Source organism: Actinokineospora pegani (assembly GCF_009745975.1).
Lineage (GTDB): Bacteria > Actinomycetota > Actinomycetes > Mycobacteriales > Pseudonocardiaceae > Actinokineospora > Actinokineospora pegani.
In genome coordinates this window covers 23,614-37,573 of the sequence record NZ_WHOL01000100.1, presented here as the reverse complement: position 1 = coordinate 37,573, position 13,960 = coordinate 23,614, and the positions used below count along the sequence as shown (strand labels likewise).

At 73.7% G+C, this 13,960-nt stretch carries 17 protein-coding genes; 13 read left to right on the top strand and 4 right to left on the bottom strand.

The window, feature by feature from the left end; genetic code table 11:
* Positions 1–125 precede the first annotated feature (125 nt).
* The 4 genes from GCL84_RS19125 to GCL84_RS19110 all read left to right on the top strand — a co-directional run bounded on the left by GCL84_RS19125 (position 126) and on the right by GCL84_RS19110 (position 4,022).
* The gene (locus GCL84_RS19125) at positions 126–557 is read left to right on the top strand and encodes a helix-turn-helix domain-containing protein (protein WP_156756879.1); all 432 of its coding nucleotides are present in this window, start codon (positions 126–128) and stop codon (positions 555–557) included.
* A gap of 364 nt (positions 558–921) precedes the next feature.
* Positions 922–1,758: a PspA/IM30 family protein gene (locus tag GCL84_RS19120; protein ID WP_156756878.1), complete on the top strand. Its 837-nt coding sequence runs from the start codon at positions 922–924 to the stop codon at positions 1,756–1,758.
* A gap of 14 nt (positions 1,759–1,772) precedes the next feature.
* Positions 1,773–2,558 (top strand): phage shock envelope stress response protein PspM, encoded by a 786-nt coding sequence (gene pspM / locus GCL84_RS19115; protein ID WP_156756877.1) that lies wholly within the window; start codon positions 1,773–1,775, stop codon positions 2,556–2,558.
* A 183-nt stretch (positions 2,559–2,741) separates the two neighbouring features.
* On the top strand, positions 2,742–4,022 hold the full coding sequence (locus tag GCL84_RS19110; RefSeq protein ID WP_197523357.1) for a uracil-xanthine permease family protein: 1,281 nt from the start codon (positions 2,742–2,744) through the stop codon (positions 4,020–4,022).
* On the opposite strand, the gene GCL84_RS19105 is transcribed toward GCL84_RS19110, so the two are convergent.
* Positions 3,994–5,043 (bottom strand): quinone-dependent dihydroorotate dehydrogenase, encoded by a 1,050-nt coding sequence (locus GCL84_RS19105; RefSeq protein WP_156756875.1) that lies wholly within the window; start codon positions 5,041–5,043, stop codon positions 3,994–3,996. The genes GCL84_RS19110 and GCL84_RS19105 overlap by 29 nt on opposite strands.
* A 44-nt stretch (positions 5,044–5,087) precedes the next feature.
* Between GCL84_RS19105 and GCL84_RS19100 the strand changes: the two genes are divergently transcribed.
* Positions 5,088–5,897 carry a hypothetical protein gene (locus tag GCL84_RS19100; protein WP_156756874.1) on the top strand — a complete coding sequence of 270 codons (810 nt, stop codon included), beginning with the start codon at positions 5,088–5,090 and terminating at the stop codon, positions 5,895–5,897.
* 400 nt (positions 5,898–6,297) lie between these two features.
* Positions 6,298–6,744 (top strand): hypothetical protein, encoded by a 447-nt coding sequence (locus tag GCL84_RS19095; RefSeq protein WP_156756873.1) that lies wholly within the window; start codon positions 6,298–6,300, stop codon positions 6,742–6,744.
* A 13-nt stretch (positions 6,745–6,757) separates the two neighbouring features.
* Here the strand turns inward: GCL84_RS19095 and GCL84_RS19090 are convergent, their stop codons facing one another.
* Positions 6,758–7,555, bottom strand: a complete 798-nt coding sequence (locus tag GCL84_RS19090; RefSeq protein WP_156756872.1) for a DNA-formamidopyrimidine glycosylase family protein — start codon at positions 7,553–7,555, stop codon at positions 6,758–6,760.
* Positions 7,556–7,576: 21 nt separating this feature from the next.
* Complete coding sequence (locus GCL84_RS19085) at positions 7,577–8,440, bottom strand: ParA family protein (protein WP_235926435.1); 864 nt, start codon at positions 8,438–8,440, stop codon at positions 7,577–7,579.
* A 34-nt stretch (positions 8,441–8,474) separates the two neighbouring features.
* Here GCL84_RS19085 and GCL84_RS19080 point away from each other — a divergent pair, with 34 nt between their 5' ends.
* The 4 genes from GCL84_RS19080 to GCL84_RS19065 all read left to right on the top strand — a co-directional run bounded on the left by GCL84_RS19080 (position 8,475) and on the right by GCL84_RS19065 (position 11,979).
* Positions 8,475–9,194 carry a class I SAM-dependent methyltransferase gene (locus GCL84_RS19080; protein ID WP_156756871.1) on the top strand — a complete coding sequence of 240 codons (720 nt, stop codon included), beginning with the start codon at positions 8,475–8,477 and terminating at the stop codon, positions 9,192–9,194.
* A gap of 32 nt (positions 9,195–9,226) precedes the next feature.
* A complete protein-coding gene (locus tag GCL84_RS19075; RefSeq protein ID WP_156756870.1) occupies positions 9,227–10,519 on the top strand; it encodes a DNA polymerase IV in 1,293 nt (430 codons plus the stop codon).
* A gap of 216 nt (positions 10,520–10,735) precedes the next feature.
* On the top strand, positions 10,736–11,179 hold the full coding sequence (locus tag GCL84_RS19070; protein WP_197523356.1) for an ATP-binding protein: 444 nt from the start codon (positions 10,736–10,738) through the stop codon (positions 11,177–11,179).
* Positions 11,180–11,268: 89 nt separating this feature from the next.
* A complete protein-coding gene (locus tag GCL84_RS19065) occupies positions 11,269–11,979 on the top strand; it encodes a SigB/SigF/SigG family RNA polymerase sigma factor (RefSeq protein WP_156756927.1) in 711 nt (236 codons plus the stop codon).
* Between the two features lie 30 nt (positions 11,980–12,009).
* Here GCL84_RS19065 and GCL84_RS19060 read toward each other — a convergent pair whose 3' ends face one another.
* Positions 12,010–12,306: a WhiB family transcriptional regulator gene (locus GCL84_RS19060; RefSeq protein WP_156756868.1), complete on the bottom strand. Its 297-nt coding sequence runs from the start codon at positions 12,304–12,306 to the stop codon at positions 12,010–12,012.
* A gap of 200 nt (positions 12,307–12,506) precedes the next feature.
* Here GCL84_RS19060 and GCL84_RS19055 point away from each other — a divergent pair, with 200 nt between their 5' ends.
* The 3 genes from GCL84_RS19055 (at position 12,507) to GCL84_RS19045 (ending at position 13,885) form a co-directional block, all read left to right on the top strand.
* Positions 12,507–12,818: an STAS domain-containing protein gene (locus tag GCL84_RS19055; protein WP_197523355.1), complete on the top strand. Its 312-nt coding sequence runs from the start codon at positions 12,507–12,509 to the stop codon at positions 12,816–12,818.
* Positions 12,819–12,864: 46 nt separating this feature from the next.
* Entirely contained in the window at positions 12,865–13,464 is a 600-nt protein-coding gene (locus GCL84_RS19050) for an ATP-binding protein (RefSeq protein ID WP_235926432.1), read from the top strand.
* Between the two features lie 100 nt (positions 13,465–13,564).
* The gene (locus GCL84_RS19045; protein WP_156756866.1) at positions 13,565–13,885 is read left to right on the top strand and encodes an STAS domain-containing protein; all 321 of its coding nucleotides are present in this window, start codon (positions 13,565–13,567) and stop codon (positions 13,883–13,885) included.
* Positions 13,886–13,960: the final 75 nt, after the last annotated feature.

The window sequence follows — 13,960 nt, the reverse complement described above, 5'->3', positions numbered from 1 at the left end:
CGCTGCGCTGTGTCCGACCCACTGGGTAACGTTGTTCGCATGAGGGCCAGGCGTGGTTTCCGCTCAAGTCACCCGGGGCGGGGGCGACGCTCGGACTGAGGTCCGCCGAGGAAGGGAGGTGCGCGATGACCGTGCTGTTGCGCGAGGCGATCGGTGATCGGCTCCGACACGCCCGCACCAACCAGCAGCGCACGCTGCGGGAGGTCTCCCGCTCCGCGCGGGTCAGCCTGGGTTACCTCTCGGAAGTGGAGCGGGGCCGCAAGGAGGCCTCCAGCGAGCTGCTCGCGGCGATCTGCGACGCCCTGGAACTGCCGCTGTCGGAGCTGCTGCACAACGTGGCCTCGGACATCGGCGCGCTGACCGCCGTCGCCGACGGCGTGCCCGGGCGCGTCACCGAGCCGGTGGACAGCGAGGCCGTGGCGCGCGTCGACGGTGGCAGGCTGGTGCCCGCCGTCGTCGGGGACAGCCTGGCCGACCTGCGGTTGCAGCCGGTGCTGACGCACCGGATCGAGCCCCCCCTCGGCGCGGGCAGGTCCGAGGCAGTGTTCGCCGCCTGAGACCCGCACCGACAACCACACACAGCCGGGACGGGCCCGGGGGAGCGCACCGCGCGTCCCCCGGGCCCGTCCCGTCCGCGGGTGATCACGTCGAGGTGACATTCGGCGGCCGTTTCCCGCGTTCGTCCCGGCTCCGGCCGTGTCATCGGGGAGAATCACCCATACCCGGGGTCGGGCGGACCCCGAGGGTGGTCCGAGGTCTCCGGGAGAACCCGGGAATTCCCCCGGGTCCGGTGGAACCGCCCGAACGCACCTGACACGATGGACCGCACAGCTCGATGGAACCCGCGCAGGCGCAGGCACGTTGGCCTAACGCGGCCGACGGGACCAGTGGACCGGCAGTACGAGAAGGCAGGCGGAGGAGATGGCCAACCCGTTCGTGAAGTTCTGGAAGTACCTGATGGCGTCGTTCTCGTCGAAGATCGACGAGCACGCCGATCCCAAGGTGCAGATCCAGCAGGCCATCGAGGAGGCGCAGCGCCAGCACCAGGCACTCTCGCAGCAGGCCGCCTCCGTGATCGGCAACCAGCGCCAGCTGGAGATGAAGCTCAACCGCCAGCTCGGCGAGGTCGAGAAGCTGCAGGCCTCGGCGCGCCAAGCGCTGGTGCTGGCCGACGAGGCCCGCGGCAAGGGCGACGACCAGAAGGCGACGCAGTTCGAGAACGCCGCCCAGTCCTTCGCCACCCAGCTCGTGACCGCCGAGCAGGGCATCGAGGACCTCAAGACGCTGCACGACCAGGCGCTGCAGGCCGCCGCGCAGGCCAAGCAGGCCGTCGAGCGCAACGCCATGGTGCTGCAGAACAAGCTGGCCGAGCGCACCAAGCTGCTCAGCCAGCTCGAGCAGGCCAAGATGCAGGAGCAGGTCTCCAAGTCGCTCAACCAGATGAGCGAGCTGGCCGCCCCGGGCAACACCCCCTCCCTGGAGGAGGTCCGGGACAAGATCGAGAAGCGCTACACCACCGCGCTGGGCTCGGCTGAGCTGGCGCAGAACTCGGTGCAGGGCCGGATGATGGAGGTCCAGGCCTCCACCACCGAGATGGCGGGCCAGTCGCGGCTCGACCAGATCCGCGCGTCGATGGGCGGCGGTCAGGTGGCCGGTCAGGTGAGCGGTGGCGCGAGCGCCTCGCCCGCGGGCGGTGACATCCAGGCCGAGATCGCCTCGCGGGTCGCGCAGGAGAAGAACCCGCAAGCCAACGGCTGAGAAGAGGGCACGTGGTGGGGTCGCGGAGGAACGAGCTGATCAAGCTCGGCAACAAGATGGTCGAGCAGAGCCTCCGCGGCCTCTCCCACCCCTACGCCGAACAGGTCCGGGGTGCTCTCGCCGGGTGGCGCGATCCCAGGGCCAAGGCCATCCGCAAGCGCAAGCAGTCCGTGGCGATCGCCCAGGGCTGGGGCGCCACGACGGCCGCGACCGGCGTCGGCGCGGCCGTGGTCGACATCGCCGTGCTCAACCCGGGGGTGAGCCTGCCGCTGCTGATCGGCGGGGCGGTCTTCTCCGGGATCGCCACCACCGTCTCCGGGGTGCAGTCCTGGCGGCTGCACCGGCAGCCGCTGCCCGAGCCCCCGCCCAAGCCGGTCGCGCTGCCCGCCAGGACCTCCGCCGCCCGGGAGCCGATGCGCAGGCTGGGCGAGGCCCAGGAGACCCTGCACGTGCTGCTCGAACAGCTCGGCAGCGCCGCGCTGGTCCCGCCGGACGACGTCGCCCAGGCCCGCGCCTCCGGCGCCGAGGCCGCCACCGCGCTGCACGCGATCTCCGCCCAGCTCCAGGCCGTCGAGCGCGCCCGCGACCACTCCCCGTCCCGCGACCGCTCCCCGTTGTCCGAGGGCGTGCGCGGACTGCGCCGCCAACTCGACGAGGGCGTCGAGGGCTACCTGGGGCTGGTCTCCGCCGCGGGCCGCGCGCTCGCCGCGAGCACCGCGTCGGCTTCGCACGACACCCTCACCGACGCCTCCGACCGGCTCTCCGCGCTGGCGATCGCGCTCCGCGATTTGCAGCGCTGACCTGGCGATCCTGCACGCCGCAGAGCTCACCAGTGGTAGCTGCCCACTCGTTTGGGCAGGTCACGGCCGGTACTTGATACGGCATTCGTGTGAACATCACGGCGTGGTCTCGACTGATCGACTACGTCCTGTGGCAGCATGCAGCACATCCGGTCGGGGGCACCGGGGTGTGGAGGGGCGAGGGTGACCGTGTGGTCCGTGCACGGGGACGGTCGCCGTCTCCGCGACGGCGAGGTCGTCGCCCCGAACGAGCGGCTGAGCTGGCCGCTCACCATCGGCCTCGGCGTCCAGCACGTCGCCGCGATGTTCAGCGCGACCGTCGTCGTCCCGCTCGCCACCGGTTTCCCGGTGACCACCACGCTGCTGTTCTCCGGGTTGGGCACACTGCTCTTCCTGGTCATCACCCGCAACCGCATCCCGGCCTACCTCGGGTCGTCGTTCGCGTTCATCGCCCCGCTGCAGGCAGCCGCGGGGGAGACCCCCGCGGCCAAGCTCGGCGGCGTCCTGGTCGGCGGGCTGCTGCTGATGGGCGTGGGCGTCGCGGTCAAGGCGCTGGGCGTGCGGCTGCTCGAGTCGGTCATGCCACCGGTCGTCACCGGGGCGGTCGTGGTGATCATCGGGTTGAAGCTGACCCCGGACGCCGCCGACTCCTTCGGCAAGCAGCCGCTGATCGCGGTGGTGACGCTGGGCGTGGTGCTGGGCTGCACGCTCGTCCCGCGCGGCCTGCTGTCCAGGGTGTCGATCCTGGTCGGGGTGCTCGCGGGGTGGCTGACCGCGGTGCTAACCGGCGGCATCGACCCGGACAAGCTCGACCGGCTCGGCGCGGCCGGGTGGGTCGGGCTGCCGCAGATCCAGAGCCCGGAGTTCCGGCCCTCGGTGATCCTGCTGGTCATCCCGGTCGTGCTGGTGCTGGTCGCGGAGAACGTCGGGCACGTCAAGGCGGTCGCCGCGATCACCGGCCGCAACGTCGACGGGACGGTGGGCGACGCGCTGATCGCCAACGGCCTGTCCACGTCGCTGGCGGGCGCGGGCGGCGGCTCCGGCACCACCACCTACGCCGAGAACATCGGCGTCATGGCGATCAGCCGCGTGCACTCCACCGCCACCTACGTGGTCGCCGCACTGGTGGCCGTGCTGCTGTCGCTGAGCCCCAAGTTCGGCGCGCTCATCGACACCGTCCCCGCGGGCGTGCTCGGCGGGGCCTCACTGCTGCTGTACGGGATGATCGGCCTGATCGGCGTGCGGATCTGGCAGCAGAACGCGGTCGACTTCGCCGACCCGGTCAACCTCACCGTCGTGGCCGTGGCCGTGGCCGCCGGGGTCGGCGACCTCGAGCTGACCCTGGGCGGGATGACCGTCGACGGCATCGGCTGGGGCTGCCTGGCCGTCGTGGCCGGTCACCCCCTGCTGCGGTGGCTGCACCGCGGCGGCGAGTTCACCGGCGGGATTCGACCGCGCGGTTGACCGCCCGCACCAGCGGCGGCCCGCCGTAGATGAACCCGGTGTAGAGCTGCACCAGCCGCGCGCCCGCGTCGAGCATCCGCACCGCGTCGTCGGGCGTCATGATGCCGCCGACCCCGATCACCGGCAGCGCGCCGCCGGTCTCGCGCGTGACGAAGGACACGACCTCGCGGGCCCGCTCGGTCAGCGGCCGGCCGCTCAGGCCACCCGCCTGCTGCCCGGTCTCGACGTCGTTCGGGTCCAGGCCGCCCCGGCCCAGCGTGGTGTTGGTGGCGATGAGCCCGGCCACGCCGTGGTCGGCGCACACCTGCAGCACCTCGGCGACCGCGTTGTCGGAGAGGTCGGGGGCGATCTTGACCAGCAGCGGCGTCGGCGGCAGCGAGCCGGACGCCAGCGCCAGGGTCTCCCGGCGCAGCTCGCCGACCAGCTCGGTGAGCTGCGCCTTGTCCTGCAGGCCGCGCAGCCCCGGGGTGTTGGGCGAGCTGACGTTGATCGCGAAGTAGTCGGCGAACGGGTGCAGCACGCGCAGCGAGTGCCGGTAGTCGGCCACCGCGTCCTCGACCGGGGTCACCTTGGACTTGCCGATGCTCACGCCCAGCGGCACCCCGGGCGGCCCCACCCGCCGCAGCGTCGCCGCCAGCGCGTCGGCGCCCGCGTTGTTGAACCCCATCCGGTTGATCACGGCGCCGCTCTCGGGCAGCCGGTGCAGCCGGGGCTTGGGGTTGCCCGGCTGCGCGTGCCGGGTCACCGTGCCCACCTCGACGAAGCCGAACCCCAGGCCCCGCCACGCCCGCAGCGCCACGCCGTTCTTGTCCGCGCCCGCGCCCAGCCCGACGAGCCCGGGGAACCGGACCCCGAACACCGTCGCCCCCCGCTTGGGCCCGAACACCCGCGCCATGCCCTCGACGACGGGCCGCGCCGCCCCCACCCGGCCCAGGCCCGCGAGCACCTGCTCGTGGGCGACCTCGGGGTCCCCCGACCCCAGGCGGAACAGGACGCTGCGGGAAATCTGCTGGTAGACCACGGCCGAATCGTCCCACCAGCGCCCGCACGGGGAGAATGGACCCCGTGACCGACGTCCACAGCGCCCGGGACCTCTACGCGCTGCCCCGAGAGGAGTTCACCGCCGCCCGCGACACCTGGGCGAAGGCGGTGAAGGCGGACGGCGACACCGCGCGCGCCGCCGAGATCAGACGCCTGGCCAAACCCACCACCTCGGCCTGGCTGCTCAACCGCCTGGTCCGCCAGGACCAGGCGGCCCTCGACTCCCTGGTCTCCCTGGGCAAGCGCCTCCGCGCCGCGCACACCGACGGCTCCGGGGCCGACCTGCGCGCCCTGACCCGCGAGCGCACCGCGCTCCTCCGAGACCTCGTGCGCGCCGCGGCGGCGGGGGAGTCCCCGAGCGAGGCGGTCACCCGGGAGCTGGAGGACATGCTCACCGCGGCCATCACCGACGCCGACGCCACCGAGCGGCTGCTGGACGCCCAGGTCACCTCGGCCAGGGACCTGGCGATCACCCCGTCCTGGCCCGGTCTCACCGTCGCCAAGCCCCTCCCCGCCAAGCGCGGGCCCGAGACGCGACCCAGTGCCAAGACCCCGCCGGTCGACCGCGCCGCCGTCAAGGAGGCGCGGTCGGCGGTCAAGGCGGCTGAGGCGGACCGGGCGGGCGCCGACCACGCGGTGGCCGACGCCGAGGAGGCCACGACGGCGGCCGAGGACCGGGTCCGCGAGCTGAACGCCCTGCTGGACGAGGCCGAGACCGCCGAACTGGACGCCCGCCGCCGGTTGCAGTCCGCCCGCCGCCAGGCCAAGGCGGCCGAGCGCGCCGCGGGACTGGCCTGGCGCAAGCTGCGCCAGGTGGAGGGCGAGAGTGGCTGACCCGGGTCCGGGCATGGGTCGGCCCCCGGGCGACTCCCTGTCCCGCGGGTGCGGGCCAGGGCTCAGGACGGACCATCCTGAGAGCCCGGGGGCCGGGTGACTGCCTGGTATTCGCCGACCACGCCGCGCCTACGGCACCGGGTGACCGGTGTCTGCCGTGAGCGAGCCGGCAACCATCTTCGATGGGTGGTCCTTAGCGGACAGTCACCTCACGTGCCCAAGCGGAAATCACTGTTGGACCACCTCCTCTCTCGTGTGCCGTCAAATGTAGGCGGTCGCCCGGAAGGCTTCAACGTGTTTTCCAGTCACCCATTCGGTGGATGCTAGGGTGATCAACCGGGTATGTGACGTGTATGAATTTCACTCACAAGTGCCCGTGCTGCCTGGAGGGGGACAGTCGTTGCGGAGTTCGCTGAGCAGGTCGAGGCGGCTGGCCCTGGGCGCCGTGGTCGGCGCGACGACCGCGGCGCTGTTCTACGAGGGCGTGGCGGCCGAGCCGCTGCCCGGCGACCTCCCCGCCTCGCGGCCCGCCGCCGAGGCCGTGCCGGAGCCCATCCCGGCCCCGGCGACCGAGCGCACGAGCGTCGAGGTGGTGACCTCGGTGTCGGTGCTCGTGCCGTCCAGCACCACGACGACCGCGTCCACGACGTCGACCCCGAGGACCACCGCGGGGTCCGAGGCGCAGCCGCCCCCGCCGCCCGTCGAGGAGCCGACCAGGCAGCCCCCGCCGCCGGTCACCACCACCAGCAGCACCACGCAGCAGCCGCCCCCGCCGCCCCCACCCCCGCCGCCTCCGCCGGTCACGACGACGACCACCACCAAGCCCTGCGGCCTGCTGTTCTGCTGACCCGACCGCCCGCTCAGCCCGTGGGGCCCGGCTGGCAGACAGGGCAGTAGTAGGCGACCCGCTCGCGAACGTCCCGGCCCTGCGTCCCCGCGACCACCCGCGCGCCGCAGCGCAGGCAGCCCTCGCGTCGCCGTCCGTAGACCCACAACCGCCTGCCCCGGCGCTCGTCGCCGGTCGTGCAGCGCTCCACCCGCGTCTTGTTGCGCTCCAACAGGTCCCGCGACAGCGCCACCACCTCGTCGACGTCCACAGCGGACACCGGGGACCACGGTGAGACGCGCAGGATGTGGCAGATCTCGGCCTTGAACACGTTGCCCACGCCCGCCATCACCCGCTGGTCGAGCAGCGCCAACCCCAACTCCCGCCCCGGCGACTCGGCCAGCCGCCTGCTCGCCTCCGCCGCCAGCGCGGGTCCCCAGTCCGCGGCCAGCAGGTCTGGACCCAGGTGCGCGACGAGCCGGTCCTCCTCGTCCGTGCGGACGAGCGCCATCTCGTGCAGGTTGAAGCCCACCGCCTGCCGCTGCGCCGTGGACAGCAGCGCCCGCGCCTGGTGCCCGGGCCTGCGCCAGCGCGCCCCCGGGTCGTAGACGTCCCACGCGCCGTCCATGCCCAGGTGGCTGCGCAGGCTCAGGTCGCGGTCGAACCGGATGAACAGGTGCTTGCCCACGCTGCGCACGCCGACCGCCACCCGGCCAGCGAGGTCCACAGTGGACAATCGCGGGTGGCGCAGCTCGCCCTTGGCCAGCTCGTGGTCGACCAGCGCCGCGCGCAGTCGCGCGGCGGTGCGGAAGACGGTGTCACCCTCGGGCATGGCACCAGCATGCCCCCGGGATCAGTCCGCCGCCGGGTCCGCGTCCGTGCTCGGCTCGTCATCGTCGTCCGGCCACGCGATCGCCTGGTGCCTGCCCCGGCCACCGGTGCGCAGCACGCGCGCCAACAGCAGGTTGAACGCCAGCGACACCTCCCGCGCGCCCGGCGTGTGCCACTGGTGGATGGGCATGCACGCCCCCTGCGCCTGCTGCACCGCCAACCGGTCCGGCAGCGCCACCGGCATCACCAGCGCCCCGAAGCTCTCCCGCAGCTCCGCGATCCGGAACTGGTGCTCGTAGGAGTGCGTGCGCACCTTGTTGACCACCACGCCCAGCGGCACCAGGTTCGGGTTGTGCCGCTCGCGGGTGTCCTCGACGGCCTCGAACGCCCGCTGCGCGCCCGACACCGCGTAGAGCGTGGGCTCGGTCACCAGCAGCGCCCCTTGCGCGGCCACCAGCGCCGACCGGGTCAGCCTGCCCAGCGACGGCGGGCAGTCCATCAGCACCAGTTGGTAGGGCAGCTCGCCCTCGGCCAGCAGCGAGCCCAGCTCCGCCAGCGCCCGCCCCAGCTTCTCCAGCCTGCGCTGCCCGGGGTCCGGGTCGTTGAGCGACTCCAGCTCCTCGGAGCCGACCATCACGTCGACCTGGTCGCTCCAGGCGCTGCGGGCGATGGCCGCTCGCAGCACCGACGCGCGCGGGGTCTCCAGGACGTCGGCCAGTGTGGCCTCGGTCTCAGCCGGGTCGAGCGTGGCCGTCGCGTTGCACTGCGGGTCCAGGTCGACGACCAGCGTGCGGGCGCCGCGGCGCTGGGCGGCCGAGGCCAGGCCCAGCACCACCGTGGTCTTGCCGACGCCGCCCTTGAGGCTGAGCACTGCGACCGTTTGCACGCCCTAGACCTTAGAGTCTCTAGAGTCCGTGTCCATGCGACCGGATGCTGTTCGCCGTGTGCTCGACCTCGAGTTGACCGCCGCCCGCGCCCGCCGGGGCGCGGCCCCGCACGTCCTCGACGTCGGGGCGGGCAGCGGGGTGCTGGCCGTCTCGCTGGCCGAGACCGGGTGCGTCGTCACCGTGGTCGAGCCCAGCCCCAACGCGCTGGCCACCCTGCACCGGCGGGCCGCCGAGGCCGGGGTCGCCGAGCGGATCACCGCCGTGCAGGCCGACAGCGACGCCCTCGCCGACCTCGTCGCCCCCGGCAGCGCCGACCTGGTCCTCGCGCACGGCCTGCTCGAGGTCGTCGACGACCCGGCGGCCACCGTCGCCGCCCTGGCCGGGGCCGCGGTCGCGGGCGGCGCGGTCTCGGCGCTGGTCGCCAACCGCTTCGCCACCGTGCTCAGCCGCGCCGTGGCGGGCCGCGTCGACGAGGCCACGGCCCTGCTCGCCGCCCCGACCGGCGTCCTCGGCGCGCCCGCCGAGGCGCTGCTGCGCCGCTTCGACACCGGCTCGCTCACCGCCCTGCTCACCGGCGCGGGCCTGGTGGTGGCGGCGCTGCGCGGGCAGGGCGTGGTCACCGACCTGGCCAGCCGCTCGGTGCGCGAGGCCAACCCGCACTCGCTGGCCGACCTGGAGGACGCGCTGGCCGAGCTGCCGCCGCTGCGCGACATCGCCACCAGCCTGCACGCGCTGGCCCGCAAGCCGGGCTGAGGGCTGTCGGTCCGCCGTGGTTTGCTCACGGCATGGGGCGCAGCGCTGACCTGCCCAAGGGGCTGGTCGAGAGGTACCGGGCGGTCGAGGGGCCGCCGGGGCGCCGGTCGTGGCCGGACGACTCCGGCTGCCCGGTGCTGCACGTCGACATGGACGCCTTCTACGCCTCGGTGGAGATCCGGGAGCGGCCGGAGCTGGCCGACCAGCCGGTGGTCGTCGGCGGCGTCGGCGCGCGCGGGGTGGTGTCCTCGGCCAACTACATCGCCCGCGAGTACGGCGTCCGCTCGGCCATGCCCACCGGGCAGGCCAGGCGGCTGTGCCCGACCGCGGTCTTCCTGCCGCCCACCTTCGCCCTCTACCAAGAGGTCTCCGCGGGGGTCATGGCCATCTTCCGCGACATCACCCCGTTGGTGGAACCGCTGAGCCTGGACGAGGCGTTCCTCGACGTCTCCGGTGCGCTCAAGCGGCTGCGCACCACCCCGGCCGGGGTCGGCGCCCGCGTCCGGGAGCGGGTGCGCGCCGAGCACGGCATCGTCTGCTCGGTCGGCGTCGGCCCGACCAAGTTCACCGCCAAGCTCGCCTCCGGCCTGGCCAAGCCGGACGGCATGCTGGTCGTGCCCAAGACCGACGTGCTCGCCTTCCTGCACCCGCTGCCGGTGACGGCGCTGTGGGGCGTGGGCCGCAAGACCGCCGAGAAGCTGCGCGACGTCGGCCTCGACCGGGTCTCCGACGTCGCGGCCTGCCCGCTGCCCCGGCTGCGCAGGCTCATCGGCACGGCCATGGCCGAGCACCTGCACGCCCTGGCCTCGGGCCACGACGCCCGGGCGGTGGTCCCCGAGCACGCGGAGAAGTCCATCGGCGCCGAGGAGACCTTCTCCACCGACCACTTCGACCGCGACCTGCTGCGCCGGGAGCTGCTCCGGTTGGCCGAGCGCACCGCCGCGACCCTGCGCACCAGGGGCCTGCGCGGGCGCACCGTGGTGATCAAGGTCCGCTACAGCGACTTCACCACCATCACCCGCAGCCGCACCCTGAGCGTGCCCACGGACGTCACCCAGGAGATCTACCGCACCGCCGCCCAGTTGCTCGCCGAGCAGACCCCGCCCGGCGCGGTCCGGCTCATCGGGGTGCGGGTCGAGCAGCTCGGCGCGGGCGCGGCCGAGCAGCTCGCCCTCGACGCGCCCGAGCAGGGCTGGCGCGACGCCGACCAGGCCGCCGACCGGGCCAGGGCCCGGTTCGGCGACCTGGCGATCCGCCCGGCGGCGCTGCTCGGCGAGGCCCCGGACCGCTCCGGGGCCACCTTGCCGGACCCGCACCGCCGATGACCTGCGCGGAGAAGAAGTTTCCAAGAAAATGGGACAGCGTGGTTTGTCGATCTACCCGATCGGGTATCAGTTGTCGGGTCGTGTGCCCCGATGAGCCAACCGCTGTGGAGCGGGGTGGTGAGGGTGCCCCCGCGGGGCGCGAATCCCGCCCCGCTCCACCATTTGCCTCCCGGGCGGTACGGTCCCGGGACAACACGGGACGGCAGGAGGTCAGGCGTGTCCGAGGTCGAAGCAGGCATGGTGGAGACGGATCAGGCGGTGCGCGCCCACGGGGTGCGGACGGTCGAGGTGCGGGTGTTCGCCGACGCCGAGCAGGTGCCGCTGGTCCGCTCGTTCGCCGCGGACATCGCGATGCGGATGGATTTCGACCTCGACGCGATCGAGGACCTGCGGATGGCCGTCGACGAGGCGTGCCTGATGCTGGTGCGCGCCGCGGTGCCGGGGACGTCGCTGGAATGCCGGTTCGAGGCGGGCGAGGCCCGGCTGGCGCTGCTGGCCGCGGTCGACGCGGCCGAGCCGACGCCGCCGTCGGCCGACGCGATGAGCTGGCGCATCCTCACCGCGCTGGCCCAGTCCGCGGGCGAGCGGGTCGAGGAGGCCGACGGCGGGCACCGGGTGTCGATCGAGCTGAGCTGCGGCCCTGGCACAGGGTCGCCGTGAGCCCCGCGGGGAAGGCAGGCGAGGCCGCCGAGCGGGCGCGGGCCGACAAGGCCAGGCGCGACGCCGAGGACGTCGCCCGGTTCCAGGAGATGGCGGGCTTGGCCGAGGGCGACCCGCGGCGCGCGGCGCTGCGCGGGGAACTCGTCGCCGACCACGTGGACCTCGCGCGCAACCTGGCTCGCAAGTTCGACCGGCGCGGCGACCAGCTCGAGGACCTGGTCCAGGTGGCCACGATCGGGCTGATCAAGGCCGTCGACCGGTTCGAGGTCGAGCGGGGCAACTTCTACGCCTTCGCCATCCCCACGATCATGGGCGAGCTGCGCAGGCACTTCCGGGACACCGGCTGGGCGGTGCGCGTCCCGCGGCAGCTCAAGGAGCTGCACGTCACGGTCGCGGCCGGGCGCAACGAGCTCAGCCAGCAACTGGGCCGGGCCCCCAAGCCCAGCGAGCTGGCCGAGCACCTCGGTCTGACCAAGGAACAGGTCTACGAGGCGCTCGTCGCCAGCGCGGGCAAGCAGGGCACCTCGCTGGACGCCCGGCTCGCGGAGCCCTCGGGCGACCGCTTCGGCTACACCGACGACCGGCTGGACGAGGTCGACAACCGCCGCGCCCTGGGCCCGCTGCTGGCGGAGCTGCCCGAGCGCGAGCAGCGGATCATCGTGCTGAGATTCTTCCGCGGCCTGTCCCAGGCCGACATCGCCCGCCGGGTCGGCGTGTCGCAGATGCAGGTGTCGCGGCTGCTGGCCAAGACGCTCGAGCGGCTGCGCAACGCCCTCGGCGAGGACACGATGGCAGGCTAGGGACCGATGCCCGCCACCGCGCCTCCACGGTCAGGACACGCGCAGCTCGCGACGGCGCTGGGCGATGAGCGTGCGCCGCTCGCCCTCGCCCATGGCGCCCCAGATGCCGTAGGGCTCCTGCACGGCGAGCGCGTGCTCCCGGCACTGCGCCAGCACCGGGCACTCCCGGCAGATCGCCTTGGCCCGCTCCTCGCGGGCGTGCCTGGCGGGACCCCGCTCGGCGTCGGGGTGGAAGAACACCCTGCTGTCCGCCCCCCGGCACGAGCCCTCGAGCTGCCACGACCACTCGTCGGCGACCGGCTTGGGCAGTCGGGTGATCTCCGCCATGCTGCTTCCTTCCTCACGGCCCCGCGCCGCGCCGCGGGGTTGCGACGACGACTTACCCCGGCCCTCGGCGGGCGAAACACACCCGCTTGGGGCAAAATGTGCGGCCGCTCACGCACGTGCGGTGATCCGGTGCGCCGGGCCCGCGCCCACTACTGTCACCACACGGCGGGGCGCGGCCCAGCCGGGAGGGAAGGAACAACGTGGAGATCAACACCGAGGGCGTCGACCCGGTCGTCGTGGCGGTGACCGGGGAGGTCGACCTGGCCACGGCCCCGCAGTTGGAGGCCAAGCTGGCCGACGCGGTGCGGGTGCCGGGCGCCACCGGGGTCCGGGTGAACCTGGCCGGGGTCGAGTTCATGGACTCCGCCGGTCTGCGGGTGCTCGTCGCCGCCCGTGCGGCCGCCGAGCAGAAGGGCCTCGTGCTGACCCTGGCCGCCCCGCACGATCGGGTCCGCCGCATCATTCAGATCACGGGTCTGTCCGAGGTCTTCGGGCTCGCAGACAGCGCGTGAGGGCCGAGGTGGTTCATCCCGCCCAGCGCGGGGTACCCACCGGAGCGTGGACGAGCAGGCGATCCGGCTGGCGCCGGTGGTGACCAAGCGGGACGCGCACCTGGGCCGCGCCCCGGTCGCGGTGACCGGGGCGTGGTGGCAGCAGGCGTGTGATCCCCCGAGGACGGTGGCGGTGGACGGGAGCGCGGTGAGCAGCGGGCCGGGCGCGGCCGGGGCGCGTCGGTCGAGCACGCGGCTGCCCGCGGTCGAGGACTCGGTGGGCGAGGCCAGGGAGTTCGTCGGCGCCGCGCTGGGCGCCTGGTCGGTGCCCGCCGCCCTGGCAGGCGACATCGTGCTGTCGGTGTCCGAGCTGGTCACCAACGCCATCGAGCACGGCTCCGGGTCGGTCGACGTCGAGGTCTGGGCGCTCGACGGCGCGGTGCGGCTGCGCGTGGGCGACCGGTCGCGCGGCATCCCGGTGCGCAGGCAGCCCTCGCTGCTGTCCGAGCGCTCCCGGGGGCTGATCATCGTCGAGGCGCTGAGCTCCGCCTGGGGCCACGAGGTGCTCGCCAACGACGGCAAGTGGGTGTGGGCCGACTTCGCCCTGCCCGCCGATCTGCCGGTGAGTCGCACCCGTGCGGCGGCGGGACCGGCCGAGGCGCAGTAATCTTGGTTCCTCTCCCGTCGCGGGAGGGGCCCGACCCCGGGCGAGTCCGCGGCGACCGAGAGCGCGACCCCTCCCCGCTGACGTCTGGACCGCCGCCGCCATGAACGACTTCCACCACAACGCCGCCGTCGCGGGCGGCCGGGTCCTGGTCACCGCGGTCGGCGAACTGGACATGCACAACTCAGGCGAGTTCCGGCAGGACCTGCTCGACCTGCTGGCCGACGACACCGAACTGGTGGTCGACCTGGCCGGACTCAGCTTCGTCGACTCCAGCGGCCTGAGCGTCTTCATCGCCGTGCACAAGGCGGCGCTCTCCCACAGCGGCGCCTGCCTCGTGCTCCGCGACGTGCCACCGTTCCTCAACCGCATCCTCGCGGTGACCGGCCTGTCGGCCGTCCTGCAGACAGCGGCGGCGAGCTAGGCCGTGTCTCGAAAGCCGCTGTCCGCGATAGCCGCGCCGGATGCGGCCCCGCACGGCCAGGAACCACCCCGATCA